Source organism: Candidatus Contubernalis alkalaceticus, from assembly GCF_022558445.1.
In the GTDB taxonomy this organism is placed as follows: domain Bacteria; phylum Bacillota; class Dethiobacteria; order SKNC01; family SKNC01; genus Contubernalis; species Contubernalis alkaliaceticus.
On record NZ_CP054699.1, the window covers coordinates 1524295 to 1550805 of the forward strand.

General features: G+C 39.5%; 32 protein-coding genes and 2 riboswitches. Of the genes, 4 read left to right on the top strand and 28 right to left on the bottom strand.

Going from position 1 to position 26511, the window contains the following annotated elements; genetic code table 11:
• The 19 genes from HUE98_RS07425 to mntR all read right to left on the bottom strand — a co-directional run bounded on the left by HUE98_RS07425 (position 1) and on the right by mntR (position 16139).
• Positions 1 to 1446, bottom strand: coding sequence for an ATPase domain-containing protein (locus tag HUE98_RS07425; protein ID WP_241423214.1), 1446 nt, complete (start codon positions 1444 to 1446; stop codon positions 1 to 3).
• Positions 1434 to 1793, bottom strand: a complete 360-nt coding sequence (locus HUE98_RS07430) for a hypothetical protein (protein ID WP_241423215.1) — start codon at positions 1791 to 1793, stop codon at positions 1434 to 1436. The genes HUE98_RS07425 and HUE98_RS07430 overlap by 13 nt, the downstream gene beginning before the upstream one ends.
• 333 nt (positions 1794 to 2126) lie before the next feature.
• On the bottom strand, positions 2127 to 2960 hold the full coding sequence (locus HUE98_RS07435; RefSeq protein WP_241423216.1) for a methyl-accepting chemotaxis protein: 834 nt from the start codon (positions 2958 to 2960) through the stop codon (positions 2127 to 2129).
• Positions 2961 to 3320: 360 nt separating this feature from the next.
• On the bottom strand, positions 3321 to 5138 hold the full coding sequence (locus HUE98_RS07440) for a YgiQ family radical SAM protein (protein ID WP_241423217.1): 1818 nt from the start codon (positions 5136 to 5138) through the stop codon (positions 3321 to 3323).
• Positions 5139 to 5387: 249 nt separating this feature from the next.
• Positions 5388 to 5684, bottom strand: a complete 297-nt coding sequence (locus HUE98_RS07445) for a hypothetical protein (protein ID WP_241423218.1) — start codon at positions 5682 to 5684, stop codon at positions 5388 to 5390.
• 191 nt (positions 5685 to 5875) lie between these two features.
• A complete protein-coding gene (locus tag HUE98_RS07450) occupies positions 5876 to 6394 on the bottom strand; it encodes a ferritin-like domain-containing protein (protein WP_241423219.1) in 519 nt (172 codons plus the stop codon).
• A 188-nt stretch (positions 6395 to 6582) separates the two neighbouring features.
• Entirely contained in the window at positions 6583 to 7326 is a 744-nt protein-coding gene (locus HUE98_RS07455) for a BUD32 family EKC/KEOPS complex subunit (RefSeq protein ID WP_241423220.1), read from the bottom strand.
• Positions 7313 to 8083, bottom strand: a complete 771-nt coding sequence (gene mobB, locus HUE98_RS07460; protein WP_241423221.1) for a molybdopterin-guanine dinucleotide biosynthesis protein B — start codon at positions 8081 to 8083, stop codon at positions 7313 to 7315. Before mobB ends, HUE98_RS07455 begins: the two co-directional genes overlap by 14 nt.
• Position 8084: 1 nt before the next feature.
• Complete coding sequence (locus tag HUE98_RS07465; protein ID WP_241423222.1) at positions 8085 to 8840, bottom strand: energy-coupling factor transporter transmembrane component T family protein; 756 nt, start codon at positions 8838 to 8840, stop codon at positions 8085 to 8087.
• Complete coding sequence (locus HUE98_RS07470; protein ID WP_241423223.1) at positions 8830 to 9486, bottom strand: energy-coupling factor ABC transporter ATP-binding protein; 657 nt, start codon at positions 9484 to 9486, stop codon at positions 8830 to 8832. Before HUE98_RS07470 ends, HUE98_RS07465 begins: the two co-directional genes overlap by 11 nt.
• Positions 9487 to 9491: 5 nt before the next feature.
• A complete protein-coding gene (locus tag HUE98_RS07475) occupies positions 9492 to 10229 on the bottom strand; it encodes an energy-coupling factor ABC transporter ATP-binding protein (RefSeq protein ID WP_241423224.1) in 738 nt (245 codons plus the stop codon).
• Positions 10230 to 10290: 61 nt separating this feature from the next.
• Complete coding sequence (locus HUE98_RS07480) at positions 10291 to 10809, bottom strand: molybdopterin-dependent oxidoreductase (protein WP_241423225.1); 519 nt, start codon at positions 10807 to 10809, stop codon at positions 10291 to 10293.
• Positions 10810 to 10845: 36 nt separating this feature from the next.
• Positions 10846 to 11400 (bottom strand): ECF transporter S component, encoded by a 555-nt coding sequence (locus HUE98_RS07485; protein WP_241423226.1) that lies wholly within the window; start codon positions 11398 to 11400, stop codon positions 10846 to 10848.
• A 55-nt stretch (positions 11401 to 11455) separates the two neighbouring features.
• A complete protein-coding gene (locus HUE98_RS07490; protein ID WP_241423227.1) occupies positions 11456 to 12004 on the bottom strand; it encodes a molybdopterin-dependent oxidoreductase in 549 nt (182 codons plus the stop codon).
• A 356-nt stretch (positions 12005 to 12360) separates the two neighbouring features.
• A riboswitch (molybdenum cofactor riboswitch) is annotated at positions 12361 to 12481 on the bottom strand.
• 44 nt (positions 12482 to 12525) lie between these two features.
• Positions 12526 to 12723 (bottom strand): hypothetical protein, encoded by a 198-nt coding sequence (locus HUE98_RS07495; RefSeq protein ID WP_241423228.1) that lies wholly within the window; start codon positions 12721 to 12723, stop codon positions 12526 to 12528.
• 177 nt (positions 12724 to 12900) lie between these two features.
• Positions 12901 to 13680 (bottom strand): ABC transporter ATP-binding protein, encoded by a 780-nt coding sequence (locus HUE98_RS07500; protein WP_318036547.1) that lies wholly within the window; start codon positions 13678 to 13680, stop codon positions 12901 to 12903.
• The gene (locus HUE98_RS07505; RefSeq protein WP_241423230.1) at positions 13631 to 14335 is read right to left on the bottom strand and encodes an ABC transporter permease; all 705 of its coding nucleotides are present in this window, start codon (positions 14333 to 14335) and stop codon (positions 13631 to 13633) included. The genes HUE98_RS07500 and HUE98_RS07505 overlap by 50 nt, the downstream gene beginning before the upstream one ends.
• Before the next feature lie 41 nt (positions 14336 to 14376).
• Positions 14377 to 15258, bottom strand: a complete 882-nt coding sequence (locus HUE98_RS07510; protein WP_241423231.1) for a substrate-binding domain-containing protein — start codon at positions 15256 to 15258, stop codon at positions 14377 to 14379.
• Positions 15259 to 15468: 210 nt separating this feature from the next.
• Positions 15469 to 15588: riboswitch (molybdenum cofactor riboswitch) on the bottom strand.
• 89 nt (positions 15589 to 15677) lie between these two features.
• Positions 15678 to 16139: a transcriptional regulator MntR gene (gene mntR / locus HUE98_RS07515; RefSeq protein WP_241423232.1), complete on the bottom strand. Its 462-nt coding sequence runs from the start codon at positions 16137 to 16139 to the stop codon at positions 15678 to 15680.
• A 189-nt stretch (positions 16140 to 16328) separates the two neighbouring features.
• On the opposite strand from mntR, the gene HUE98_RS07520 reads away from it, so the two are divergent.
• From HUE98_RS07520 to HUE98_RS07530, 3 genes are all read left to right on the top strand, one after another.
• Positions 16329 to 17084: a metal ABC transporter ATP-binding protein gene (locus HUE98_RS07520; protein WP_241423233.1), complete on the top strand. Its 756-nt coding sequence runs from the start codon at positions 16329 to 16331 to the stop codon at positions 17082 to 17084.
• Entirely contained in the window at positions 17084 to 17947 is an 864-nt protein-coding gene (locus HUE98_RS07525) for a metal ABC transporter permease (RefSeq protein WP_318036548.1), read from the top strand. Before HUE98_RS07520 ends, HUE98_RS07525 begins: the two co-directional genes overlap by 1 nt.
• Positions 17948 to 18020: 73 nt before the next feature.
• Positions 18021 to 18941 (top strand): metal ABC transporter solute-binding protein, Zn/Mn family, encoded by a 921-nt coding sequence (locus tag HUE98_RS07530; protein WP_241423235.1) that lies wholly within the window; start codon positions 18021 to 18023, stop codon positions 18939 to 18941.
• 158 nt (positions 18942 to 19099) lie between these two features.
• On the opposite strand, the gene HUE98_RS07535 is transcribed toward HUE98_RS07530, so the two are convergent.
• From HUE98_RS07535 to HUE98_RS07560, 6 genes are all read right to left on the bottom strand, one after another.
• Positions 19100 to 19450 carry a YlbF family regulator gene (locus HUE98_RS07535; protein WP_241423236.1) on the bottom strand — a complete coding sequence of 117 codons (351 nt, stop codon included), beginning with the start codon at positions 19448 to 19450 and terminating at the stop codon, positions 19100 to 19102.
• Between the two features lie 368 nt (positions 19451 to 19818).
• Entirely contained in the window at positions 19819 to 20190 is a 372-nt protein-coding gene (locus HUE98_RS07540; protein WP_241423525.1) for a DUF4363 family protein, read from the bottom strand.
• Positions 20191 to 20331: 141 nt separating this feature from the next.
• Complete coding sequence (locus tag HUE98_RS07545; protein ID WP_241423237.1) at positions 20332 to 21033, bottom strand: Yip1 family protein; 702 nt, start codon at positions 21031 to 21033, stop codon at positions 20332 to 20334.
• 27 nt (positions 21034 to 21060) lie between these two features.
• On the bottom strand, positions 21061 to 22320 hold the full coding sequence (locus HUE98_RS07550; RefSeq protein ID WP_241423238.1) for an ABC transporter permease: 1260 nt from the start codon (positions 22318 to 22320) through the stop codon (positions 21061 to 21063).
• A 5-nt stretch (positions 22321 to 22325) separates the two neighbouring features.
• On the bottom strand, positions 22326 to 23183 hold the full coding sequence (locus HUE98_RS07555; protein ID WP_241423239.1) for a COG1361 family protein: 858 nt from the start codon (positions 23181 to 23183) through the stop codon (positions 22326 to 22328).
• Complete coding sequence (locus HUE98_RS07560; RefSeq protein WP_241423240.1) at positions 23184 to 23891, bottom strand: ABC transporter ATP-binding protein; 708 nt, start codon at positions 23889 to 23891, stop codon at positions 23184 to 23186.
• A 212-nt stretch (positions 23892 to 24103) separates the two neighbouring features.
• Between HUE98_RS07560 and HUE98_RS07565 the strand changes: the two genes are divergently transcribed.
• A complete protein-coding gene (locus tag HUE98_RS07565) occupies positions 24104 to 24289 on the top strand; it encodes an H-type small acid-soluble spore protein (protein ID WP_241423241.1) in 186 nt (61 codons plus the stop codon).
• Positions 24290 to 24424: 135 nt separating this feature from the next.
• Here HUE98_RS07565 and HUE98_RS07570 read toward each other — a convergent pair whose 3' ends face one another.
• From HUE98_RS07570 to HUE98_RS07580, 3 genes are all read right to left on the bottom strand, one after another.
• Complete coding sequence (locus HUE98_RS07570) at positions 24425 to 24727, bottom strand: YbjQ family protein (protein ID WP_241423242.1); 303 nt, start codon at positions 24725 to 24727, stop codon at positions 24425 to 24427.
• Between the two features lie 141 nt (positions 24728 to 24868).
• Positions 24869 to 25624 carry an ABC transporter permease gene (locus HUE98_RS07575; protein WP_241423243.1) on the bottom strand — a complete coding sequence of 252 codons (756 nt, stop codon included), beginning with the start codon at positions 25622 to 25624 and terminating at the stop codon, positions 24869 to 24871.
• Complete coding sequence (locus HUE98_RS07580; RefSeq protein ID WP_241423244.1) at positions 25617 to 26510, bottom strand: ABC transporter ATP-binding protein; 894 nt, start codon at positions 26508 to 26510, stop codon at positions 25617 to 25619. The genes HUE98_RS07575 and HUE98_RS07580 overlap by 8 nt, the downstream gene beginning before the upstream one ends.
• Position 26511: the final 1 nt, after the last annotated feature.

Sequence of the window (26511 nt, forward strand, 5' to 3'; positions counted from 1 at the left end):
CTATTCTACTCCTATATTGTTATTATCTATTTCTATGAATGAAGCATTATTTTCATTTTCCGGTATTCGTTTTAGAACAACAGGCCCTTTATTCGTTACAGTAAATGAGCGAATACTATCTGAATGGGAGTGACCTCTCATTTTTAAGACATTAATAAATTTGTATATTTGATAATTTGAACGTTTTAAGAATAACATAATGATATTATCTGCAATATAGCTAACTGTGTGTTTTGTTATCTGAGAAACACCAAAAAGATTCGGGCTTTCGTTAACAAGCATAAGGGATATCCCTTGAGATTTAAAAAAGTCAGCAGCGGCCCATAACCAGTCGGTATATTTAATTTTATCTGCAACTCCAACCTCTATGGAAGATATGCTGTTGATTAATACTCGTTTAATTTTGTTTTCCTCTACCATCATTTGTGTATTATAAACAAGTTCATCTAAATCCATCTCAATAGAGGAAATATGTAATATCTTAATCAGTCCGTAATTCATGTATTTTAGCAAATCCCATCCAAAGGATTCTGCTGACTTGATTAATAATTCTGGGCTTTCTTCCAAGGCAATAATAAGCCCTGTTTCATTTGCTTCCGCTCCACGGCAGATCCAGCTCAGACCTAATAAGGTTTTCCCTGTCCCTGTGCTCCCGCTAATAATTGTTGTGGTTCCCGAGGGAATACCCCCGTGTAACATCTCATCTAGGCCAGAAATTCCGGTGGGTTGATAAGTACTATTAATTTCATAAGTTTGTTTTTTCACAACAGGATTTAGCCGGGGATAGAGTAGAATGCCATCTCCTGAAATTTTCATGCAGTGTTCACCCGTTAAAAAGTCAGTCCCACGCATTTTTAAAACTCGCAGGTAACGTTTTTGATGTTTCCGTTCCTCTGTTCCATACAGGTGTATAATCCCATCAGCGATTGATGCTTCAGGACGTCTTTGAACCTCATCACCATCAATATATTCACCGATGAGAAGTGTATTTATTTCCCAAAAGGTTAATTTTACATTCAGTTCATAAATTAACTTTCGAGCCTCCTGCTCTGAAAGCAGATCAATAATTGCTTTTATACTATCTATGGCTATCAAAACGGGTCGATGTTGTTCAATTAATTTATCAATTATTTCCGGGATTTCGCCTATGCCTTCTGAAATAATCTTACTGCCTATATCATGGAAAATAACAGAATCCATAAAAGCATTTGAATCAAAATATGAAAACTGTTGTTGGTTCTTCAGAATTTTAATTTGTGGTTCCGAAACAGTGGTAAGGTAAAGTATCTTTGATTCTTTTTGTTTATTTATATTAAATAAAATATTTTGTGTGAGAATTGTTTTTCCAGTACCCGGGGCTCCAGATATAAGAATAGTGGAGTTTTTGGGAAATCCACCGTATAAAATCTGATCCAGCCCAGACACTCCCGTTTTTATTTTGTCCATGCCTGTCCTCCTTCTGCCTTAATAATTTCGTTAATTTCTTGAGCGATTTTATTAGATATGTCCTCTCCTATTAGGCGGGTTAAGATATTAATAAGGGAAGCAAAAAATTCTTCAATAATTAGCTTTAATTTTTCCTCTTCAGCTTTCTCTTTTAGTCCTAGAAAAGAAATTCCTTTCTTATCAAATTGAATGGCTTCCGCTTCAGAATATTTTTGTTGAGTAATCCAGGTTGTTCGTTGGACCAGAACTATTGCACTGTGAATACCGGCTATATCAATTATTCTCTGCCAAATTATATTGGCCAGGTCATTATATAAAGTGATAACATCAGTTTTATCATTGGACATAAGATATCATCCCCCTCGTATGTGTACATTAATTTCCAGCAATAAGGTATTTTTGCCTTAACTGCTAAATTGAAATTATTAGAAAGATACTTAAGATATCTTTCATTAGCTATTTATTTTAATTATATTCTATTCCAAAGTAAATATTTCCTTTGTTGTAAATTGTATTTTTTTGTCAATTATTAGATAATATAAAATTTGATTGTTCAGTAGAGTTTTGTTGATGCTGAGCAGACGATAGTTTTGCTGCACAAAAAGGAAGGGTGCCAAGGGGAATGTTCTTCGTGATAACACAAGAACATTCCCCTTGACACCCTTGACACCCTTGACAACTTATATATATTTGGCAAGATCATCTAGGACGTTTAACTGTGCATAGAGTTCTTGCATGGAAGCTACTATTTCTTGTGTAGCTGCTGACTGCTCTTCACTTATTGAGCTTGTTTCTTGTATTGAATAAATTACTGTATTTAAGGAATCTACAATGGTTTTCAGAGTGCTTTCGATTTCTTTGGCAAAACTATTGCTTTGATCTGAAAGACGATGAATTTCGTCGGCAACGACTGCAAAACCTCTGCCGTGTTCGCCGGACCTTGCTGCTTCAATCGCAGCATTTAGGCCAAGTAATTTTGTGCTGTGGGCTACTTTACTAATCATTTGAATTATACTATTTGTCTTTTCCAACTCAGTTTTCGAGTTTGCAGCAGCTATAGTTAGACTTTCTCCTGTATTTGCAAGGTTATGAGCTCCTGCTGCAATTTCTTGTGCACCGCTATTTACTTGTTGAAAAGCTGAAGAGAATTGTGCTACTACCTCCTGCATTTTAGACTGGTTTTCAACGCTATAACAAAAAGCAATAGCTCCAATCACATTATCATCTTCGTCAAACACAGGTATAGATATCGCTTTGATAGCGACACCCCATATTTCACGGGGAATTTCGACCAATATTCTCTCTTTCGCCATCATAGCTTGGTGGGTAGCACTGCCATCCTTTACAGGGTCTCCATTTACAATGCCCAGGTCAAAGGTTTGACATCCTTCGTAATGTAAATACTTTTCATTGTCCACTACACCAATTACAGCCTCCTGCAAGAAAAATTCTTTAATGTATGGGGCAAAACTTGTCATTTGCTCCAAAAGATGTTTTCCCACTAATTTAGTCATAAATTCTCTCTCCCCTTCCTGATATTTCGTCCTTTAATATTATTAGATAAATATTACAGATTTTATTTTTTTCCCTATTAGCAAATATGCATAGAACTGATCTTTTAAATTAAAACATTTTAACTGGAAGCCCTAACTGGAAACAAAAGAGATTTCATTTTATCAGGTCAAATAAATCCTTTTATATTTTTTTTGTATATTATCAAGAAAAATTATAACCTCCCTCAGCAAAAAATTTATTATATTATAGAAAAAAATATAAATTCCTATCTTATTTTTATCGGCATAAGTTGTAAAAACTTTATAGGAGTGGAGATGTTAGGTTAGAAAAGACGTGGAAATAAAGTTAACCACTGCACTCTAACGCTTATGACGGCTGGCTTTTTTCCGGGGACGAATTAAGCATTTTTTCCCGAAACCAATTAAATCTTCTCGGCCTGCTTTTATTAAAGCTTCTAATACCAGTGGATAGTTTTTTGGCTCCCGATACTGTATCAAGGCCTTCTGCATGGCTTTTTCCCGAAGAGATTTGGGAACATACACTTTTTTCATGGTCCGAGGGTCCAGTTCCGTATAATACATACAGGTGGATAGGGTTCCCGGTGTAGGATAAAAATCCTGCACCTGTTTGGGCATATGTTTAATATCTCTTAAATATTCTGCCAGCTGAATCGCCGCATTTAAGTCCGACCCGGGATGGCTGGACATAAGGTAAGGAACGAGAAATTGATTCATACCGTGTTTCTTATTGATTGCCTCATACTTTTTTTTGAATCTTTCATAAACTTCAAATTCCGGCTTTCCCATTTTTTTAAGAACTTCAGGGGCAATATGTTCAGGGGCTACTTTAAGCTGTCCGCTAATATGGTACCTGCAGAGTTCTTCAAAGAATTCTTGATTCTGGTCATAAACTAAATAATCGTATCTGATTCCCGAGCGGACAAATACTTTTTTTACCCCTTCCAGGTTTCGCAGCTTTCTTAAAAGATCAAGATACTCTACATGATCTACCTCAAGGTTTTTACATGGCCTGGGGAACAGACATTTTTTATCCTGACAAACGCCGTGCTCTATTTGCTGTTGACAGGCCCTTTTCCTGAAGTTTGCCGTAGGGCCCCCTACATCATGGATATAACCTTTAAAACCTTCATCTTTTATCATCTCTTCTGCTTCTTTAATAATTGAGGGTATACTCCTGGCCTGCACGGTTCTTCCCTGATGAAAATGCAGGGCACAAAAATTACAGCCCCCAAAACAACCTCTGCTGCTGACCAGGCTGTGCTTAACTTCTTCTATGGCAGGTACTCCACCCTCTTTTTCGTACATAGGATGGTATGTTTTTGTAAAGGGTAGATTGTATATGCTGTCTAACTCAGAAGAAGTCAGGGGTTCTGCCGGCGGATTTTGTACGATAAAGGTGTGTCTATAGGGTTCTATCAGCGGGACAGCGGTGATGGAATCAGTATTTCTATGTTGTATCATAAAACTTTTTGCATAGGTTTCTTTTGAAGCAATAATATCATCATAGGAAGGCAGCATTTTTCCTTCATATACATTATCTATTGAGCCGGTCTTGTATACAGTACCTTTGATATATGTAATATCTTTTATGAAAAGGCCGCTTTTCAGGGCCTCCGCTATCTCAACAACCTGTTTTTCTCCCATCCCATAAACCAGCAGATCTGCTTTTGCATCCAGGAGGATTGAACTGCGTACCCTGTCCTCCCAGTAGTCATAATGGGCTAACCTACGCAGGCTGGCCTCTAACCCACCTAAGATAACAGGAACCTTTTTATAAGCTTCTTTAACTTTTTGAGAATATACTATGGCGGCACGGTCTGGCCTTTGGCCTCCCCTGCCGCCGGGAGAATAGACATCCTTTTTTCTTCTTTTTTTTGCTGCGGTGTAATGATTTACCATGGAATCAATATTTCCGCTGGAAACAAAAAACCCAAGTAATGGTTTACCCAACTTTTTAAACTCATTTAAGTCTTTCCAGTTAGGCTGAGTGATAATGCCTGTTTTGAAACCGTGAGCTTCCAACAGCCTTCCGATGATAGCCACACCAAAGGAAGGATGGTCTACATAGGCATCCCCGCTGATGATGATGAAATCAAGCTTATCCCATCCTCGTTCTTCCATATCTTTTTTTGACACAGGTAAATAATCATTTTTCATAGGAAATTCCTTCCGCACCTTTTTCAATTATTATTATATTTTTTAGTAGGAGAATTGCTAATCTCATTTTTTAGGGTATGAGACCCCAACTCTAAGTGTTAGCGTGAGTGGGCTTTTAATCAGGTGGAGTAGAGTCTCCACCTGATTCCCCGATGTTTTTAGCTTACTGAAACGAGTTCACTTTCCACTGTATTAATAATAGTTATTATAAGTCTGTTCTTACATAAAGATTCTTTCTACGGGACTCCTTTAATTACCACCTTCAATGACCTGAATTTTTATATCATGCTTATTAACTTTTTGTGAAATTTCTTCAAGCTTTTCCTCCACTCTACCAAGTTTTTCATTTGTAATCATCTGAGCTTCAAATAAAGAATTTATCTGAAGAGCAATACTATTTTCAATTAGTATTTCTGTCTTTATAACTCGGTTATTTAATTGTTTAACATCTTTCTTAACCTCAGAAATATCCTTCTTAACCTCTTTTTTGGTATCTTGTAATTCAATATATACCTTTTCTAATAGATCAAAGGCCTTATGGTCCATTTTTATCACTCTCCAAAACATATTTTATAAATACATTATACAACAAAAAGCTATATATTTACAGCACATTTGTTCGATATATGAAAAAAGTTGACCTAAGGTTATTTAAAATTATTAAATAATTGCAGAAAAAAAAGCTGCCCTCCTAATGTATGTAGAAAGACAACCTTGAAGATTTGAAATGAAGAATGTTATTCTGCTTCAGTTGCGCCGCCTGTATCAGTTGGAGCTCCGGCTATACGGGCAAGATATGAAGCCCCAAGATTTTTTATGTGTTTGCTGATATTATCAAAGTAATTTAGATGTTCCTGTTCTGAATCAATAAGGGTTTCAAACAGTTTCATGGATATGCTGTCGCCGTTTTCTCTGCAGACAAGGGCAAACTGGTTGTATGCATCTATGGCGCCTTCTTCCTCCCCGGCGTTAAAAGAATAAATAGTTTCCAGGTCCTGACCTTTTACTACGCTCCCCGCCAGATCTGTGGTAGGCTCTCCGCCCAGTTCCTTAACTCGCTCTGCCGTTGCTTCAGCGTGTCTCATCTCGTCTATAGCAATCTGTTTAAGTTCAACAGCTAGTTTGCCATAGTCCATATCATCAAGATTATAATGCTGATTCATGTATTGATGAACTGCCTGAAGCTCCATAGAACGAGCTTTATTTAACACTTCAATAACTTTACCTCTTCTTTCTTCTCTAGAACCTTGAACCATGTTCTACCTCCTTTTATTTTTCCTTCTTCTTATACTGTTCTTTTCATCCAATTGTAAATCCTTCTATAATTAACATATCTTAAAGCAATATTTAATAGTTCATAATATTTTTATAATGTCCCATTGTTACCTGTTTTATGTTTTGCACAGTATTTAATCTCTCTTAGGCGTGAAGCACAGAATGTGCATCATGTTTTAAATTCCATCGGATAAACTAGTTTCCTTCTTTGAGATATAGATTCTAGTTCTTTGAACATTTCTTCTTTTACCAATGAAGGGTCAAGATCAAGGTTTTTGGTAAATATTATAAAAAACTCTCTTACTAATTCTTTCTTCCAATCTGTAAAAGCCGGTTCATAAGTAAGTAAGTAGGCGCAAAGCCTGCCTGTGTCTGTTTCCTTTTTTCCCAGGCGGCAGTCCTCAAAATCAAATCCATAAATTTCATCTCTTATAATAAAATTTCTTAAATTTATATCATACATTATCATGGTCTTCCCATAATGGTTTTCCATTACTTTATAAAAATTTTTAAACCAATAGGCCAGGGAGGATGCTGTAGCGCAGGCGGTATGCCAGGCTTCCTTTTCCAGAGGCCCGGCCATTTCCATTTCCTCAAAAAAATCTAAAAACAGCTGACCTTGAATATACTCCATGACAATGTGCTTCTTTCCCATATAGTAAAGTATTGGAGCATGGATTTTCTTTTCCTGGAGTTTATGAAGAATACTGGCTTCTTTTTCCATATCTTTTGTCCCGTCAGCATATTCTTTTAAAACAAAACTTTCTGTTAACCCGGATTCCATTTCGGCTTTTATTAAGTAAACCTGGTTTTTTTTACTTTTGAACTTTTTAATCAGACAATACTCCTTTATTTCCCACTGTTTAATAAACTTTTCCTCCAGAGGAGCACTAATTTCTTTATTGGGTATCATCCTCTTCTCCCTTCTGGCTGATTTCCAGATGAATTTCCCCATATTTTTTGTAGCCATCCAGGGTGGATACCAGGCCCACCACTGTCTTTGTTAAAATTTCTTGCACGAATTCTACCATGGAAATTTCCTGATTGTTTATGGTAAGTTTAACTTGACTGCTGTCCAGGAGACAGTCGCCCCGTTTTTTTTCTCCACTGAGTATGGCATACAGCAGTTTTTCACAGCTGAGTCCGCAGAGTCCGCAGCATTCCGGAGCCACATTGGGCAGTTTGGGAAATACTTTTTTTTCAATATAATCCACCAGGGAATCAATGTCTTCCACAGCGTTAAAGGCCGGGAGGCCTTGGTACTCTGTTAATTCATTGGATATCACTCCGGAGATGGCAAAGACAGATGGATTGATTCTTTCATCCAGTTCTTTTGTGGTATGACCGCAGACAATTTTGGGGACGTTGTAGTCAGAAACTCCTTCCAGGACTACAAAATCATGGTCGTAAAACTCCAGGATTTTTTCCACCGGCAGTTGGGAGGGAAAAAGGATGTCTGTTTCAAAAAGGCCCCGGGCGGTGACCAACTGGGCCCCTGCTTTTTTGTGTCGGTCTGTATTGGTCCCCTCAGTATCGATAGCAAAGTCTTCGAAATGGATATCTTTTACAGAACCCACCGTGTACCTTCGCCGCCTTAATTCTGTTATAATTTTTTCAACAGTGGTAGTTTTGCCTGATTGGGTAATCCCAAAAACAGAAAAAACCTTCATTTTATAACCACCTCCATAAGTATGCGGAATAACAGAGCACGCCCAGGAAAAGGCATGTAATGATTACTCCGTAATCTTTTTTCCCCAGGGAAATTTCATCGATATAAGTTCGCCTGGAGTGTGCCCGGAAGGCCCTGGCCTCCATGGCTACCGCAGTTTTTTTAGCTTTCAGGATTGCTCCGGCTACCACAGGCATTAGAATATAGCTGTATACCTTTAGCTTTTCACCCAGAGGAATGTTTTTCAGGGGAACCCCTCGGAGCTGTACGGCTACCAGGGCATCCTTCATTTCCTCTATGAAAATAGGTAGAAATCGGGCAGCTAATAATACCATATAGGCAATCTCGTAAGGAATCCGCCAGCGGGTCAATCCCAACACCATTTTGGTGGGGTTTACCGTAATGAGCAGCATGGCGCTGGTTATAATAATCATCATCCTCAATATTACGGACACGCCGGTAATTATGCCGCCCATGGTAATTACCTGTATTCCTTTAATCACCAGCAGGGGTTGTCCTGATGGTGCAAATATGCTTTGTACAATTAATAAAAAGAAGAAAAGGGATATAAATCGTTTTAGCCGGGGAAAAACCTGCATCACTTTAATGCCAAATATCTTAAGCAGTGCCAGTGTAGTGGCCAGGATGGCAAACAGCCAAATTACCTCTCGTATCAGGATGGCCAGGGTTGAAACCACCAGCACCATGGTGATGATTGAACGGGGATCCAGGTTATCCTTCATTCCGTTACTGCTCATAGATTTTCCCCTCTTTCATACTCAAGGTTCGGTTTGTGCAGCTTTGGCTGAATTCATAATCATGGCTGATTAAGATATATCCCACGCCTTTTTCTTTAATCCGGTGCAGCAGTTCTGCAAACTTGTGTTTTCTTACGTAATCCAGACCGGTGGTGGGTTCATCGAAAATTATAAATTTCGGCTCCAGGGCCAGGATAGCCGCAATTACCAGCCTCTGCTTTTCCCCCTGGCTCAGGTTAAAAGGGAAATTATCCCGACAGTGCTGCAGGTCGAAGTAGCTTAGCATTGCTTCAACCTTGTTCTCGATCTCTTTCTCTTCCAAGCCCCGGTAGCGCAGGCCGAAACTGACTTCCTCCTGAACCGAAGGGGTAAATATTTGTTTTTCAGGGTTTTGAAATATATACCCCAGCCTCTGCCCTATTTCTCCCAGGCTCAGTTCCTGCATTTTTTTACCCTCCAGCAGGACCTTTCCTCTGGTAGGTTGATATATACCCATGATCACTTTTCCCAGGGTGGTTTTCCCGCAGCCATTAGGGCCATTGAGGGCTACCGTATCACCAGTTTTGATGCTGAAAGAAAGATCGGAAAAGACTTCTTCCTTCCGGGGGTATGCATAGCTCACCCCCTGCAGGTTAATAAAATTCAAGAAAATCACCTCGCCGCCGTCTGATAATAACAATCTTTTAACATTTCTTTATTTTGAAGTACCTTATCCACCGGCTCCAGGCTAAGTATTCTACCGTCTTTTAAAGCCATAACCCGGTCGGCAATTTTCAGCCTGTCCAGGTTGTGGTCCACCATGATTACCGTTTTCCCTTTTTCTTTTAGCCGGAGGACAATTTCCAATATTCTATCGCTGTTTTTGCCGTCCAGCTGTGAGGCCGCTTCGTCCAGAATTAATATTTCCGGATTTAAGCAGAGAACAGCGGCTAAGGCTGTAATCTGCTGCTGCCCTCCGGATATCTCGTTAGGGTTACCTGACAGCAGATCTTTAATTTCCGTCATTTCTGATGTTCTCTCCACCACCTGGAGAATTTTTTCCCGGGGGAAGCAGAGATTTTCGGGGCCAAAGGCCAGTTCATTTCGAATCACGGGGAGAAATAGCTGGGTCTCAGGATCCTGGAAGACGATTCCCACTCGGGAAGCGATATTGGGAATGGACATGTCTCGGGTGTTCTCCCCAAATAACAATACATCTCCTTCCATAAAACCCTGATGGCTGTGGGGGATAATTCCGCACAGAGCCATGCACAGGGTGCTCTTGCCACAGCCGCTGAGGCCGATTACTCCTAAGATTTCTCCTGCCCCCATACTAAAGCTGATATTATCGATTATCCTTCTACCATCCTTCTGGTAATAAAAGGTCAGCCTTTTTACTTCAAGGACCATTATTGTCCCTACCTTCTTATGTTTATTATATTGTCCTACAAAAATTATTTATAACGGCATCTTACTGAATGTTTATTTCCACGGTAAATTTGCACCAGCGCTGGCCAAATTCGTCCTGCCGGGCAAGCACCAGGAAGGGACCTGAGCCTCCCTCATTTTTACTCTTTAAGGGTTCACCCTCCTGCTGGTATACCAGGTAAATGTGTTCGCTTTCCATGACTTCCTCTACCGTATAAGCCACTACGTAACCGTCTACAGCTTGGGCTGTTACCTGCTCTCCCTGCTCCAGCAGGGTCTTGTCTACAGCAAGGATGACCTCCTTTAGGGGTACACCTTTATAAGTATGGTCAGAAGGTGGTTTACCGCTGGAGCGTAGGGTAGTCACGAATTCTACTTCTCCCAGGGCTTTTATTTCCTCTAATGTAATGACACCTGTTTCCTCGCCGTCCGCCTTAATCATTACCGATGGGTTTTCAGAATTTTGGTCTGTATGAGTCAGTTGTTTCTGGTTCAAATATGCCAACCCTCCTACTGTTATGAGCAGGGCGACTACGATAAGTGTCAGTATTCTTCCCTTCATTTTCCATTTCCTCCTGTCCATTAATATATCAGTTATTTAAGGCGCGACGCCGATATTAAACTTTTGTAACTGTTTAATCAGCCTGAAGGCAACCAGTCCCCCCAGTCCCCCGGAAAGGGAGGCTGCGCTGAGGCTTAAAAGGAGAGGGATTAAAGGCAGTCTAAAAAAGACAATGGTCACCAGTACCGTTCCCGTAACATTAGCTGCTACGCCTCCTAAAAAAGCGTTCAAAGGGGAATTGACTCCACCTCTTAAAATGATATACAAAAGGTCTACCATAATTCCCGGGGCTACATAGGTAATAATGCTGATGGCCCCGTGAGTTCCGAAAATACCCATGGATATTACCAGAATCGCCTGTATAACCCCAATTAATGTCCCGGTCCCCCGTTTGTTGACCAGACCGTGCCCCAGCACGATCCAGAGCATATAAAAACCTCCGGCTATTACCCCACCCGGGATAAAGAAGGGCCCGGTGATAATATGGGCCAGGGGAACTATGATAGGTTTTATGGCTACTCCCAGGGCAGCCATCATTGTTATAATAACCAGGTCAAACATGGAGAATTTTTTCAAAAAACCTTTTTTCATCGCAGTATCCCCCGGTTCTAAAATTCTAAAAAACATCCTTTTGGACCTTCAAATTTTATTCCACCTTAATTGTTTTTAGCTGCCCAACCCAGACCTGAGGAGAAGCTTCTGTAGTGACCAGCATGATAGGGGCTGACTTATCTTCCAGTGCCTCCCCATTTATTTTAAAAGCAATAATGGTATTGTCGGAAAAAGCTGTATCTCCCTCCAGGGCGGCGGAGTAACCATCAGCTGCCACCAGGGTAACTTCTGCTGCTTCCTTAATATTGGCTTTTTCCAGTAAGTTTTTAAGTATAACGCCGGTATATTCATTGGTCTCTTCTTTCACTTCTGCTGTAAGGGTTACTCTTTGCATTTCCTTCAGTTCCTCTATGGTAAATAAAGCCTCTCCATCAGCCCATGAAATAGTAAATTCCCAGGTGGACTCTTCCGCAGGATCTTCTTCATTCTCATTCTCACCATTGTTAGAAGCTTCTTCTCTATTTTCTTCCGGCTGCGCAGTGGTATTATCCTCTACAGGAGCATCCTGTCCGCAGCCCACTGCTAAGCCAAAAAATAACAGCATACACAAGGTAATACAGAAAATCATTTTAATTTGTTTCAAAGATTTTTCCTCCTCTTTTATAGAAATTTAATTATGCTTTTTCTCTTATTGTCCTACCCTTTCGGGTTTATCTTTTTTCTTGCTTTTATAGAAACTTTCTAAATAAATGCTCCTGTATTGACCATTTAGTATGTAAGCTTTTTAAAGCACCCCCTTTATTCACTAGGGCTTTGTTTTCATTTTTTGTTAAAATACAGTGCATGTTATAACATGATAAATTTTTGGCTCAAAAAAAACTCCCATACTGTAAAGGAAGGGGAGTTCAGTTTAAGACATTATGTAAAGTAACAGTAATATGCAATAAAAAAAGCGTCCTAAACAAGACGCACAAAAGCATATTAACCGGCTCATTTATGAGCTGCCTTTATGATTCTCCTTTCCTCAACGGGAGGCATCGCCGTTTCCAGCAGCACCCTATCGGTCTGTAGCCTTAGGTATAAACCCTTAGAACTGTTAGACTCGGAGTTATGTAATTTCAAACTAATTATAATACGAAGTTAAAAAAAATGTCAACCGGTTTCTTAAGAATTTAGTCTAATATCAGAGATTTTTGTTTCATCCTCCAGCAATTCCAGCAGCCTTTCTCTGCATCTGTCACATAGGGTAATAATCCTTTCACAATTGCAGGCTGTTCCTTTACTGCCCAGGGCGTAAGTTCTGGTGTTGTTGCCTGCTCCGCAGTTATCACATAGATATCTGTTGCATCCATAAAGCTTCAAAATATATCATGCCTCCCTGATATGGGTTTATTTGAATTATTCTCAAGCATTACAGCGAAAAGTTACTTATTATGAACTACATCTCTAAGCCATAGAGACGGTTTCATCCTCCAGGTCTTCGACCTCCGATACGCTCTGGTAAAGATGGAACCGTCCCCTTGACAAAACAGAAAACCGTTAATAAATCATACGGCCCTCGACAAATGCTTTTGTCCTTGGGTCCTGGGGAGAGGTGAATATTTTTTCTGTGTCATCCATTTCTACAATTTTTCCATCGTACAGAAAAATGGTGCAGTCGGTAATCCGTCGGGCCTGAAAAATATTGTGAGTAACTATGATAATGGTAATACCCAGGGTTTTATTCAGCTCTACCACTAGATTTTCAATTACTTCTACATTTGTAGGGTCCAGGTTTGCCGTAGGTTCGTCCAGTAGTAATATTTTTGGATCAAAAGCCACCGCCCGTGCCAGGGCCACCCGCTGTGCCTCTCCTCCGGAGAGGGAAAGTGCCTGCTGATCGGCAACTTCCTGCAGGCCAATTTTTTCTAGCAAAAGAGATACTTTTTTGTGAATTTCTTCCCCGTTTATTCCTCGGGCTTTCAGCCCGTAGGCAATATTTTCCCTCACTGAGGTCTTAAAAAGTGTGGGATTTTGGAATACCAGAGTCATTTTTCTGCGGAAAGATAGAGCAGTAGACCTATTTAAAGGAACTGAACTTTCATTAAAGCTGATGGTGCCGGTGGTTGGTTTAATAAGCAGGTTAAGTAGGCGAAGAAGGGTACTTTTTCCACAGCCACTGGGCCCTATTATCCCGTATATTTTTCCTTCATTGATGGTCATGTCCTGTATGTTTAATACTTCCCGATTATATACTTTAGTCAGGTTTTTTACTTGAATTAGGCCTTTTTTACCAGGGATGACGTCCCCCCCCCTTCTGAAAGCGGTACATAACAGAATTGATAATAAAGAAGATAGTTAATAAAATGATTCCTAGCCCAATTGCCAGTTCAAAATTACCTTTGCTGGTTTCAAGGACGATGGCAGTGGTCATAACCCGGGTGTGTCCCTGAATATTTCCCCCTACAATCATGACGGCCCCTACCTCAGCAATAATTCGTCCAAAACCCGTTACTATGGCGCCCAATAAGGAAACCTTGGATTCTCGAATTACTGTCCAGGCTGTTAGTATTGGTGCGGCGCCTAAGGTAAGGGCGGTTTCCTCTACTTCTTTTCCCTGGCTGCGAATGGCAAGCATAGTTAACCCCACTACGATGGGTAGAGCTAGAAAAACCTGGACTACCACCATAGCTGTGGGTGTATACAGAATACCAAGAGGACCTAAAGGGCCACGCCTGGCAATAAGCATGTAAATTAACAGTCCAGCAACCACTGGAGGCATTCCCATCAGGGTGTACAGTATCCTACTTATGAAACCCGTTTTTTCTTCGGGTCTCATGCCCAGGTAAGTACCCAGGGGAACTCCGATCATAGTGCTGATGATCACTGCCATACCCGAAACAGTTAGGGATAATATTACAATTTCCATGAGGTACGGATCCAGGCTGAATATTAACTTAAATGCTTCTATGATACCTGCTGCAAATTGATTCAAAGAACCACTCTCCATGTATTGAGTTAATATAGTGTTTGTATTTAATATTTCAGGCACATCCCTGGGAAGAACAGAACTTCTCCCTGCAGCTTATAATCGGTAATCATCTGCTGTCCCTCTTCTGACATAAAAAACTCAATTAACTTCAAAGCACTTTCATACTTATTATGAGAGTGTTTTTTCGGGTTTACTGCCATAATACCATACTGATTGAAAAGGGTTTGGTCTCCCTCCAGCAGGATATCAACTTCCAGGGTTTCCTTGAGGGCAATATATGTGGCACGATCCGTCAGGGTGTAGCCCTCCTGTTCATCGGTTATGCGCAGGGTATCCCCCATGCCCTGACCTACAGATTTATAACCTTCTCCGAAATTGGAAATCCCTGCTGCTTCCCAAAGAGAAAGTTCCATGCTGTGAGTGCCGGAGTTATCACCTCTGGAAATAAAAGTATGATTGCCCTGGATTATAGCTTTTAAAGCCTCTTTGACCTCATCAATCTCTTTTATGCCGGCAGGATCTTTAGTCGGCCCGACAATAATGAAGTCGTTGAACATAACATCGTATCTATCCACAAAAAAGCCTTCTTCTACCATTTTTAATTCAGAACTTCGGTCGTGTACCAAAAGAACGTCCACGTCTCCTCCTTTGCCTAGTTCCAGGGCTTGTCCTGTTCCCTTAGGAAGAACCCTGACTTCAATACCATATTTTTCTTCAAAGGCTGGAAGCATATAATCCAGTAGGCCGGAGTCATATGTGCTGGTGGTGGTGGCCAGGAGGATAAACTCATTTGATGCCGGGGCCGAGGCAACCTGTTCACAACCAACCATTGTGCTAAATATTATAATCAGGACCAGCAGGCAATAGGTAAATAACGGAGGGATTTTTTGGTTCCAAAAAATTTTTAAAAGTTTTTCAACAAACACTTTTAATCCTCTCCTTTAATTTAGGGCATATCTGGATGAGTGCTAGTAAATTATTCAACATAAGAAATATTTTTTAATAAAAAACCCCTGCACAAAAGAACAAGGAGCCGAACTTAAAGGCTTTTTATAAAAGTGCTTAGGGAAATATTCAATAAAATAAAAAAGCGCCTAAACAAGACGCACAAAAGCATATTAACCGGCTCATTTATGAGCTGCCTTTATGGTTCTCCTTTCCTCAACGGGAGGCACCACCGTTTCCAGTGACACCCTATCGGTCTAGTACCGTAGGTTTTACCTTTAGGTCTACAAGACTCGGAGTTATTTTTTTTTTTACATCTTAATTATAATACAAATTTTTAAAAAATGTCAACAATAGTCAACTTGTTTTAGGGATTTTTAATTATCTTAAGTTTACTTGATCAAATATTTTTGAATTCATTAATGATCTCAGGTCTATTTTTTAAAAAATTCACAAAACGATTAATAATCAGGAAGGATCCCCAGCTAATATGGTGTTCAATCTGTTCTACCTCTTTTTGTACTTGGTCTTCAATACCCAGCAGCAGAAAAAATTCTTTCAGAGTATTGTGACGGTCCAGAAAGAATTTCCCCATTCTTTTTCCTTCCTCTGTTAATTGTATCATTCCATATTTTTCATAATTCAGCAAAGATTTTTCATGGAGTTTTTTCATCATTCGGGTTACTGATGGAGGCTGCACGTTTAGCTTTTCAGACAGATCATTTACCCGGGTATATCCGCTGGATTGGCTCAGGCGGTAGATCATTTCGATGTAGTCTTCCATACTGGGGGTCAGCATATCTTTGTCCGCTGTTATTTCATAACCCCTGGCAGTGTAAAATTTCTCATTTTCATCTTTCATCTGGTAACCCCCTTAAGGAATTAATATGCAGGAAATTATTTATTCATGTCTACAGGTTCTTACAGGTAGACAAACACCAAAAATGTCGTTACTTAATATAATGATTTTAGCTAAAGTATTAGCCGGGGTTAACATTTTTTCACACCGCTATTTTTTTTGGATAAACAGAATAAGGAGGCTTAAAAAAACATGGAAGTTAAAGTAAAAGTAAACAATTTAACTGTATCTTACAGTGGAAAAAAAGTTTTTGAAAACATATCTTTTTCTGTGGGAGCCGGCCAGTTAGTGGGCATTATCGGTCCTAATGGTGCTGGCAAATCAACCCTGTTGAAGTCTATTTTGGGCCTGATGGCCATAGACCGGGGAGAAGTTAAGATTTTAAACGGTTCAGTTGGCAGCGCCCGCAGAAAAATTGCTTATGTTCCTCAAAGGAACGACATCAACCTGGATTTCCCTGTCTCTGTTGAAGATGTAGTGATGATGGGCCGTTTTCCTCATTTGACCTGGTGGGGAATGCCCAGGAAAAATGATCGAAAGGTGGTGACGGAAAGTTTAGAAGAAGTTGATATGATTGCCTATAGGCATCGACAGATCGGTCAGCTTTCCGGTGGACAGCTGCAGAGAGTTTTTTTAGCCAGGGCTTTGGCACAAGAAGCGGAGCTCTTTTTCCTCGACGAACCTTTTGCCGGAATTGATATGTCTTCAGAAAGTATGATCATGGATCTTCTAAAGGGTTTGCGGGACCAGGGGAAGAGCATCTTTGTAGTACACCATGACTTAAGTAAGGCAGAAATATACTTCGATACTCTGGTTCTTTTAAAGAATCGTCTAGTGGCATTTGGCAGTAAAGATATGGTTTTTCGGGAAGAGACTCTGAGGGAGGCATATGAAGGTAGGGTATCTACTTTTTCTGGTTCTGACAAACTAATGGTGGTTAACGGATGATGGATAGCCTACATTTTTTTATAGACTCTCTGATGAACTATAGTTATTTACAGAATGCTATGGCAGGTGGGATCATGGTTGGAACCATCTGTGGATTCATTGGTTGTTTTATTATACTTAGGGGAATGGCTCTGATGGGTGATGCAATTTCCCATGCTGTTCTGCCAGGCGTTGCTGCAGCTTATATCTTTGGTTTTAGCATCTTTATTGGAGCGGTCATTACGGGTGTTCTAACCTCAATAGCAATAGGTTATATTACTCAAAACAGCAAATTAAAGGATGATACTGCTATTGGCTTGATGTTTACCTCCGCCTTTGCGTTGGGAGTGATTTTAATTACCCTGCAGAGAGGAACCGGGGTAGATCTGTGGCATATACTATTTGGTAATGTGCTGGCAGTATCCCGGGAGGACCTTATGCTGATATTAATTATAGGGCTTTTGGTGGTGGGCTGTATTTTCCTTTTTTATAAACAGATTCTTTTAAGCACCTTCGATCCAATAATGGCTCGTGCTGTGGGAGTTCCCACCAATATTATTCACTATCTGATGATGCTTCTTCTTTCACTGGTTACTGTTGCCTCTCTTAAAACGGTAGGAATTGTCCTGGTGGTAGCCATGTTTATTGCACCGGGTGCTACAGCTTATTTGTTAACAGAACGTCTGCCTTCTATGCTGGCTTTATCCGCTGTGTTTGGTATTGTTTCAGCAGTAACGGGAGTCTACCTTTCTTTCATTTTTGATGTGGCCACTGGAGCCTCCATCGTAATGGTTGCTTCACTTCTTTTTGCTTTGAGCTTCTTCTTATCACCAAAACAGGGGCTTTTAGTGCAAAAATATCGGGTTTGGAGGGCAGGGGTATAGAACCAATTGAATAATTTTAGAGATGGAAAGTTAAGGTATTAGCAAATTTAAAAATATTATTGGAGGTCATATCTTGTTAAAAAAGAATGTTATTACAACCTATCTTATTTTATCTTTAATTATTGTATCCTTAGGGTTAGGGGGCTGCGGGAGCTCATTAGAACAAAACGGGGAATTAAAAGAAAAGCATTTGAAGGTGGTTACCAGTTTCTCTATCTTGGCAGATGTAGTGGAAAATATAGTAAGAGATCGAGGAAATGTCCAATATATTGTTCCTATTGGTGAAAACCCTGAAGATTACGAACTACTGCCGGGAGAAATGAGGATGGCCACCGATGCCGATATAATATTTATTAATGGTATGGGCCTGGAGGGGAGTATGAAGGATGCGTTTGCAAGGGTAACAGAAACTCCTATAATTTCGGTCACAGCAGGAATTAAAGCAATCCCCCTGGAAGGAGATGATGCTCCGGACCCCCATGCCTGGCTAGATGCCGTAATAATGATGAAATACGTGGAAAATATAATGGAGTCTATTATAGAACTGGACCCTGGTGGAGAAAGAGCATACAGAGAAAACACGGCAGATTATTTGCTGCAGTTGGAGGAACTGGATGCATGGATTCGAAGTGAAACAGTAGAAATTCCAGAAAATAATCGGGTTATCGTAGTTAGTGAAAATGCTTACAAGTATTACGGAGAAGCGTACGGTTTTCAAACTGAGGGCATTTGGGAATTGAACTCCCATGAGGAGGGGACTCCTCAGCAGATTTCCCGAGTGGTAGAATTGGTTAGAAATAATCAAATACCTGCTTTGTTTGTGGAAACCACAGTGGATCAGAGATACATGGAAACGGTCTCCCGGGAGACCGGGGTTCAAATAGCCGGGGAAGTATTTACAGATGCTCTGGGTCCAGCAGGCAGCGGTGCGGAAACCTATATTGAAATGATGAAATATAATACACGATTATTTGTGGAGGGATTAAAAAACTAATCTATTTTACCTTTCACTGTACTTTCCCTTTTAAGAGGTGGACTTTTAGATAGATTTAATTGTAAGTTCAGCAAGGGTTTTTATATTTATTAAAAAAGGTGACCTTTTTAATTAAGTGGCCACCTTTTTTTTATGGTATTTTTAAAAAAAATAATTTGTTATTGATTATTACTTTTTTCTTCTCCCTCTTGTATACCATCAGTGATAGCCTGGTTGACTTCTTTCATAAACTCATTTAAATCTTCTTGAGCCTGGACTAAATCTCTTAAAGTTTGATTTCCATGCATTTTCTCTCTCAGGGCATTAAATTTAGTCATCTGCTCCTGGTTAGGCTGAACGCCCATTCTTTGTGCTGTTTCAAGCTCCTGCTGCACTTCTTGTACATTCTGAATAATTTCCTGAGCCGCCGGGTCTTTTGAAAGATTCTCTTCCTTAACTTTTAATTCCAGAAATTCTGAACTGTTTCTTATTTCTCGACCCAGTTCTTTTGCTTTTTGTATTGAAGACAAAAAATTCCCTCCCATTTCTGTTATAAAAACAGCTTATTTATTATTATCTTCTTTATATACCTACAATATCCTTTTCAAAAGGCAAAATAATATGATAACTTTTAAGACAAAAAAAGCTGCTGATATTTAATCAGCAGCTTTTTTTGTCTTAAATGGCAGTTTCTATTATTTTATATTCTTTTTTTATAATACTAATTCCACCAACTAGAGTTAGGGGTCTTTTTTCTCCTTTTAAATTAAAAGTATTCCTAATACAGCAAATACCAGCAGGCCAAGTTTACAAGTGTTGCAATGATAAACCATCCAATAACGGGTATTATAACTCTTACAAAACTAATGGTAAAAGCACCGATGAAATGAGTAATCCTTCAAAAAATATTACTTAAGATGGGTTTTTCCCTATCTTTTATCCGATGTACCATCCTCCTGGTTAGACTGACCTCTACTAATGCATCTTCTTTCTGTTCAATATTAACTAGTCTGGCCAGCCTAATAAAAGCATGATCCAATTGGTCAATTTCTCTATGGTCCATGAGAGGGTTCCACCATAAGATAGCCCGTTCCCATTTATCTTGTAGGTTTTCTATTAAATGTGTTGATTCTTCCCATTGGTCTTCTTCAATTCTTTGTTCAAGCTTATCAAGAGTAGAAGTCAGTTCTTCTGAAATTTGTGAAACTTGAAAATAAGTATAGAAAGAAAAAACTAGTAATAACGCAAGCAGTAAAGCCATTCCCATCATTATTTTCAAAATAATCGCATCCTTTATTTTGTAGTGATTAAGTGATAATATAAGTATTTCCTAATCATTACAAAATAATCGAACCATTCTTTTCTATGAATATTGCCCCGTTAGATAGATTTAGGATAATTTTTTGTTTGACTACATGAATCCTCCTGCTATGAATTGGTTTAAAGAAGATAACCCATATATAAGCAGCAGGTAGAATGCTTTATAGCCCAGTACTGCTGCTGCAGATTTCTTTTTTGACAAACCATAGACGATAGAGAAACCAACAATTAACAGGATTACATTCCACAGAACAAAAATATCCGCTTGATTATGTAAAACACTAGTTGCGGATGCAAATTCGCCAGTGGAAAAAAACCAAATAGTTTTAAAAACTTCCCGTAAAAATAAAGGAATCCAGGATAACCCTAAAACTGCCAGGGTTTTAGAATATTTAGCTTCTCCTCCCATCAAGTTAAATACCAGGGTGAGTATTCCCCCCATAATCAACCAGCCGAAAATAGTGCCTATTATACCTCCAATGATAAGAAATGAAGAAATGATTGTAGTAAATATTCCGCTGGTCAGCATTTCTTCGGTCTGGGCTAAACCTTCTTCGGTCATCCCTTCCATTCCCCGTACTTCTTCTAATGCCGCCTCTGTGTCTCCCAATACGGAGGCACCAATCCAACCCGTAAGAAATCCAGCTGCAGCCATTATGATAATTGAAAAAATGATAATTCTTTTGAGGTTTATATTCTCAAAGGCTCGGGATGGCTTAAAAAAAATGTTCTTTAAGCTGCTGCTCAAACTTTGTTGTTCATTTTCTTGTTCTATCATAATTTCTTCTTTCATATTAAATCACCCTTCCAAGTTTCTTTATTAATCGTGCCTGATAGCCTCCAGAGGGCTTAATTTCATGGCTTTTATAGCAGGGTAAAGGCCGGACCCCATGCCAACTACTACAGCAAAAATCAAGATAAAAACCACCAGACCCGGAGGAGTTGAAATCAGTTGAATGGAATCTCCTCCCTGAGAGGTTATATAAATATTTGCTCCAAAGTTTATTATCTGACCAAAAATCCAGCCGCAGAAAACTCCAGCAAAGCCCCCAATCAGTCCAATAGCCAAAGCCTCCAGTATAAACATGTTTCTGATGTCGTTCAAAGATGCACCTACAACCTTCATTACCCCTATCTCCCGGGTTCTCTCGTATATGGACATAAGCATGGTATTTACGATACCCAGGGAAGCTACCACCAAAGCGATGGCTCCGATAGATCCCAGTAAAATCTGCAGGATACGAAAGATTGTATTCATTGAGTCTAGGATCTGTTTCAGTGAAAAGATGAAGAATCCTCGGGATTGAAGCTCCTCAGTTACGTAGTCTACCTCCTGGGCAGTGGTCACTTTTACCTGAACCCGGTCATAACCATCCCTGGAGAAATTTATTTCTTCACCCATAGACCACAAATACATTTCCTCCGCCATTTCCAGGGGAATAAGAATGGAATAATCGTTGCTATCTCCTCTTTCTTCCAGGGTTCCCGAGGAGGTCATACGGAAGTTTTTACTCTCTTCTTCGGTCTCGTTAAAACGGGTGACATTTACCTGAAAGGATCCTCGTTCTAGCAGTGTTTTAGCCTGCCCCATACTTTCATGGACTTTACTTCCTATAAGCACTCCCCGGGGCTGTCTATCAATTTCTCTTCCGTCTTCCAACCGAATGCCGAATTCCCTTAAACTGAGGAAATCCATCCCTACAAAATCCACATGAAAGGACTGACCACGAATTTCAATAGAGGCCATGTAAACCTGGACCATGGGGGAAACAGCCTCCACTCCTTCTATTCTTTTTATATCTCTAATAGCTTTACTGTCTAAGGGATAGTCGGGCTGACTTCCTCCTCCGAAAAAGAGCTGTCCTTCTGTTAGGCTATAACCGGGCATTACTTCAAGGACCTGAAGGTCGGCTAATTGAGAGAATTCCCGGGTAACGTTGTCCTGCAGCCCCACTCCCAAGGAGACCATGGTCATTATAGCTCCTGTCCCAATGATAACTCCAATCAGCGTTAATATCGTTCGAAGTTTGGTTCGCCAAAGATTTCCCCAAATAAATAATATTAGTTCTAATCTAAACATATGCTTTACCCCAAACCAAAGATTCTTCTAAAGAAACTGCCGAAAGAACTAAAAAAGCCATTTCCTGAATCTTCCCCTTTTTCCGGTTCTGAATTTTCTTCTATCTGTGTTACCGTTATTTCTTTTTCAAGGACAGAAGACTGTTTTTGATTCATGGAATCCAGGTAGGATACTTCAATAGTTACCCGGTTTTTTCCCGACTTTAGTGCTTGTCCATTGGCTGAAAAAAAGTCCATATCTCCCGGGTTGAATGTACCTAGAAAATAGGCTGATGGATAAAAATCAATATCTCCCGATATTGTTAACAGGACATTTTCCAAGGGATAACGTCCTCCGTTTACCACTTCTCCTTCCAAAGTGACATTTTGGGGACCTACAACCTCTAAGGGCAGCATAACATTATGTAAGGACATGGCACTTTCTCCTGAGACGATGATTCCAGATACATGGCGGGACTCATAATGGATTCCCTGATGATTCCAGTATTCAAGATTGTAAACAAGGTTATACAGGCCGGGCTCTAAATCTCCTGCTGTAATCATGGTGATTTCTTCCGAAGCCTCTTTATTAGCATCTATTCGGCCAAAATGTATGGTATTGGTTTTTTTCAAAGGAGAGAACCCTTCCAGGGTTTCCTGGCCTTCTATCGAATCCAGAGTTAAGTTGATTCGACGGGCTGACTGGTTGCCGTGGTTATTTAACGTTATTTTCAAGGTAAATTCACTGCCGGAGGTTACCGGATGCGGCTCGGTTTCCACTGCGTCAATAAGTACCACCGGACGGTTTACGGAAGCTTCTGCCGGCAGGGCAGGCATAATTAATAACAAAATGATAGCGAGAATTGCAGCAATCTTTTTCTTCACTTAACTTACCTCCTCAATTTTTTGTACCTGGCCGTCTCTTAAGTAAATTACTTTGTGAGCAAATTCTGCTACCTCTATGTCATGGGTAGCTATTACTATAGTTTTTTTTCGTTCCTGGTTCATCTTTACTAATATCTTCACAATTTCTTCCCCCGTTTTGGTGTCCAGGTTGCCTGTGGGTTCATCCGCCAATATTATCGGGGGTTCTGTCACCAGGGCCCTGGCAATGCTGACCCTCTGTTGCTGTCCCCCGCTAAGTTCACTGGGCTTATGGGTCATCCGGTCGGACAGTCCTACCAACTCCAGAACCTCTATGGCTCTCTTCCGCCTTTCCTTTTTGGATACTCGGGCAAAAAAAAGGGGAATTTCTACATTTTCCAGGGCATTATACTGGGGGAGCAGATTGAAAGATTGAAATATAAAACCGACATGATTTCTTCTAAATAGGCTCAGCTGATTTTGATCCAACCGGGTTATTTCTGTATTTCCAACAGTTATGCATCCCTCTGACGAAGATTCCAATCCACCCAGGAGGTAAAGTAGTGTAGATTTACCGGAACCTGAAGGTCCCAGCAGGCAGGTTAGGTCTCCTTTTTCAATGGAGGTGTTAATATCTTTTAATGCATACACCTTGGTGTTCCCCATGGGATATATTTTAGTGACATTATTGATGGCTATTTCCTGCAGTATGAGAACCTCCTCTTCCATTTATTCACATAATTATATGTATTTTCGTTTATTCCCTATTAAATACCTGCTTATTTTCAAATATTACCTTAAAATTTTCTTTTATTTAAATATAATATAGCAATTAATGTAAAAGATTGATTTTCTCTCACCAATTCGGCACAAAGAATGTTTTGGCACATTATACTGCTTATTTTAAGGCATAATATATAAATAAAGAGGTGATTAGCTGAATGGAAATTCAACGGGCAAGAGAAATTATTTCTGCTCCAGAAAAAATTGAAGTTCATTTTGACGGTACTCCAGTTTGGATTGAAGATATTAAGAACGATACAGCCAATGTTACGGTTATGGGAACATGTAAGTCTATGGAAGTTCCCGTTTATGAACTGCAGGAAAAAGGAATTATGTTAGAGTAAAGGGCAGCGTTTTCGCTGCCCTTTAGATTAGAGATAAATTCTTAATTTGAGTTGTAAAAATAACAGGCTGCTTATTATTTTAAACTCACCTTTTTTTTCTAAAGGAAGAACAGAAGCGGTAAAAGGAAATGGTGTTTATAATTTTACTGCTGTTCCAAACACAATTATCTCCGCCATATTGGAACCAATTTGAGCTGAAGAAAAACGGATGCCAATAATAGCATTTGCGCCCAGTTGTTCTGCTTCAGAAACCATCTCCGCCACGGCTGCATCTCTCACGCTGCTGAAAAGCTCTTCGTATTCACTGATATCTCCTCCAAAAATATTTTTAAAAAAGGCGATAATATCTTTTCCCAGGTGTACTGCTTTTACCTTATTACCCCTTACGATTCCTAACACCTCATAATCTGTTCTTAAGTCAGTTGTGGTTAATAACATTTTTAATTCCTCCCTCTATAAATTGAGTTTTTTCTTTCATTTCCTCACCTATTTTTAGAACTCAAAACTAACAATTATTTAGAAGTCCTTTTTTTAATTTTTTTAATAAAGTATTCTTATCTCTAAAAAATCATTTTATGATTAAGGTTCTTTTTTTTCAAATAGTTTAAATCCCATATAATACATACCCCCTATAAGTAGAAGGATTATTATTAAAGATGTAAAAGGAAAGCTTCCTTCTAACATATATTCTGAAGCCGTCATATGATGAAAAACTGAAAGAAAGTATGTTTTTTGGAACCACCCCGGTACGGCCAATAAAAAGAGAATGAAGGCCGACAACAGCCCAACCTTTACAGGTTCATCCAATACTGTAGAAATTAGCATTGTTAGGGTGAGTACAAAGATAAAGCCAATTAGAGTAACTATTGTGGATATGAAAAGTTCTCCAGGAAGTATTTGATATCCCATAATCAGTGAAACAATATATAGAAGCGCTGTGGAACCCAAAACTATAATCCCAAGACTGATAGCCGCTGTAGCGAACTTAGTTAGATAGAGAGAAGCTCTGGACATAGGTTTAGCCAACAGGAATTCCAATGTTTTTGATACTTTTTCCCCTGCAATAAGATTCATGCCCATGATTATACCTAAAATTGTACCGATCTGATATAGGTTTTTCCCGTTCCATTGACTCCAGGTATAAATGCTGTAATTTTCTAAAAATCTATCAAAGCCTTCAAGTCCGGGAATTTGGGGAAATAGATCAACTAATTCTTTTACGTACGTAAAGGTTAGGGGAATACTAACGGCAGTTATGATTAAAATAATGAGGCCGACTATTATCTTCCATCGAGATTCCCTAAGTTCTTTCTTAAACAGTGACTTGTTAAACATCAGTGTCACCTCCCACATAATCCATAAAAAGATCTTCTAGGTTTTGGTCTATTATTTCTAACAGGAAGTGAGGAATTTTCTTGCAGTCTTCAAATATATCTTCAAAATGATCATCGATAAATATTAAATATCCGTTCCCTTCTTTTTCTACTTTCTTTATACCCGGTCGTTCAAAGAGGTCTGTTGGTGGTTCCTTTTGAAATACAGCCCGGATGACCTTTTCTTGGGTTTTTAACTTATCCATAGAAGCTGTTTTTATAAGTTTTCCTTCTTTTAGAAATGCAACCTGGTCACATACCCTTTCTACATCACTTAAAAGGTGAGAAGAAAAGAACACAGTTTTACCGGACCCGACAATTTCTTTAAGAATTATGTTAAGAAATTGTACTCTCTTGATGGGATCCAAGCCACTGGTAGGTTCATCCAATATTAATAAAGCAGGATTAGGTGCCATCGCAATGATCAAAGCTAACTGAGATTTCATCCCTTTGGATAGGGAACTTATTTTGTTTTTTAATGGAAGATTAAACAAATTACAATATTTTTTAACCAGTGAGTCTTCCCAGTTGGGATAAAATCCGCGGCAGAAATTAATTAGTTCATATCCGGTCATATAACCATACATCTCAGGGACTTCAGACATATATCCTGTTTTGGTTCGAATTTTTAAACTATCCTTGGAGATATCAAAACCTAATATTTTTCCTTCCCCGGAAGTAGCTCTTGTAATTCCTAAAAGCATTCTTATGGTGGTAGTTTTTCCAGAACCGTTAGGCCCTAAGAAACCAAACACGCTTCCCTGGGGCACCTGCAGGTTCAAACCATTCACTGCTTTAAAAGAATTAAATTCCTTTGTTAAGTTTATAGTGTCAATTGCCAGTACCAAC

Excerpts from the sequence above, each read along its gene's own strand:
- HUE98_RS07425 (WP_241423214.1), bottom strand. The coding sequence starts at position 1,446 with ATGGACAAAATAAAAACGGGAGTGTCTGGGCTGGATCAGATTTTATAC.
- HUE98_RS07430 (WP_241423215.1), bottom strand. The coding sequence starts at position 1,793 with ATGTCCAATGATAAAACTGATGTTATCACTTTATATAATGACCTGGCC.
- HUE98_RS07435 (WP_241423216.1), bottom strand. The coding sequence starts at position 2,960 with ATGACTAAATTAGTGGGAAAACATCTTTTGGAGCAAATGACAAGTTTT.
- HUE98_RS07440 (WP_241423217.1), bottom strand. The coding sequence starts at position 5,138 with ATGAAAAATGATTATTTACCTGTGTCAAAAAAAGATATGGAAGAACGA.
- HUE98_RS07445 (WP_241423218.1), bottom strand. The coding sequence starts at position 5,684 with ATGGACCATAAGGCCTTTGATCTATTAGAAAAGGTATATATTGAATTA.
- HUE98_RS07450 (WP_241423219.1), bottom strand. The coding sequence starts at position 6,394 with ATGGTTCAAGGTTCTAGAGAAGAAAGAAGAGGTAAAGTTATTGAAGTG.
- HUE98_RS07455 (WP_241423220.1), bottom strand. The coding sequence starts at position 7,326 with ATGATACCCAATAAAGAAATTAGTGCTCCTCTGGAGGAAAAGTTTATT.
- mobB (WP_241423221.1), bottom strand. The coding sequence starts at position 8,083 with ATGAAGGTTTTTTCTGTTTTTGGGATTACCCAATCAGGCAAAACTACC.
- HUE98_RS07465 (WP_241423222.1), bottom strand. The coding sequence starts at position 8,840 with ATGAGCAGTAACGGAATGAAGGATAACCTGGATCCCCGTTCAATCATC.
- HUE98_RS07475 (WP_241423224.1), bottom strand. The coding sequence starts at position 10,229 with ATGGTCCTTGAAGTAAAAAGGCTGACCTTTTATTACCAGAAGGATGGT.
- HUE98_RS07480 (WP_241423225.1), bottom strand. The coding sequence starts at position 10,809 with ATGAAGGGAAGAATACTGACACTTATCGTAGTCGCCCTGCTCATAACA.
- HUE98_RS07485 (WP_241423226.1), bottom strand. The coding sequence starts at position 11,400 with ATGAAAAAAGGTTTTTTGAAAAAATTCTCCATGTTTGACCTGGTTATT.
- mntR (WP_241423232.1), bottom strand. The coding sequence starts at position 16,139 with ATGAAAGATGAAAATGAGAAATTTTACACTGCCAGGGGTTATGAAATA.
- HUE98_RS07520 (WP_241423233.1), top strand. The coding sequence starts at position 16,329 with ATGGAAGTTAAAGTAAAAGTAAACAATTTAACTGTATCTTACAGTGGA.
- HUE98_RS07525 (WP_318036548.1), top strand. The coding sequence starts at position 17,084 with ATGGATAGCCTACATTTTTTTATAGACTCTCTGATGAACTATAGTTAT.
- HUE98_RS07540 (WP_241423525.1), bottom strand. The coding sequence starts at position 20,190 with ATGATGGGAATGGCTTTACTGCTTGCGTTATTACTAGTTTTTTCTTTC.
- HUE98_RS07545 (WP_241423237.1), bottom strand. The coding sequence starts at position 21,033 with ATGAAAGAAGAAATTATGATAGAACAAGAAAATGAACAACAAAGTTTG.
- HUE98_RS07550 (WP_241423238.1), bottom strand. The coding sequence starts at position 22,320 with ATGTTTAGATTAGAACTAATATTATTTATTTGGGGAAATCTTTGGCGA.
- HUE98_RS07560 (WP_241423240.1), bottom strand. The coding sequence starts at position 23,891 with ATGGAAGAGGAGGTTCTCATACTGCAGGAAATAGCCATCAATAATGTC.
- HUE98_RS07565 (WP_241423241.1), top strand. The coding sequence starts at position 24,104 with ATGGAAATTCAACGGGCAAGAGAAATTATTTCTGCTCCAGAAAAAATT.
- HUE98_RS07570 (WP_241423242.1), bottom strand. The coding sequence starts at position 24,727 with ATGTTATTAACCACAACTGACTTAAGAACAGATTATGAGGTGTTAGGA.
- HUE98_RS07575 (WP_241423243.1), bottom strand. The coding sequence starts at position 25,624 with ATGTTTAACAAGTCACTGTTTAAGAAAGAACTTAGGGAATCTCGATGG.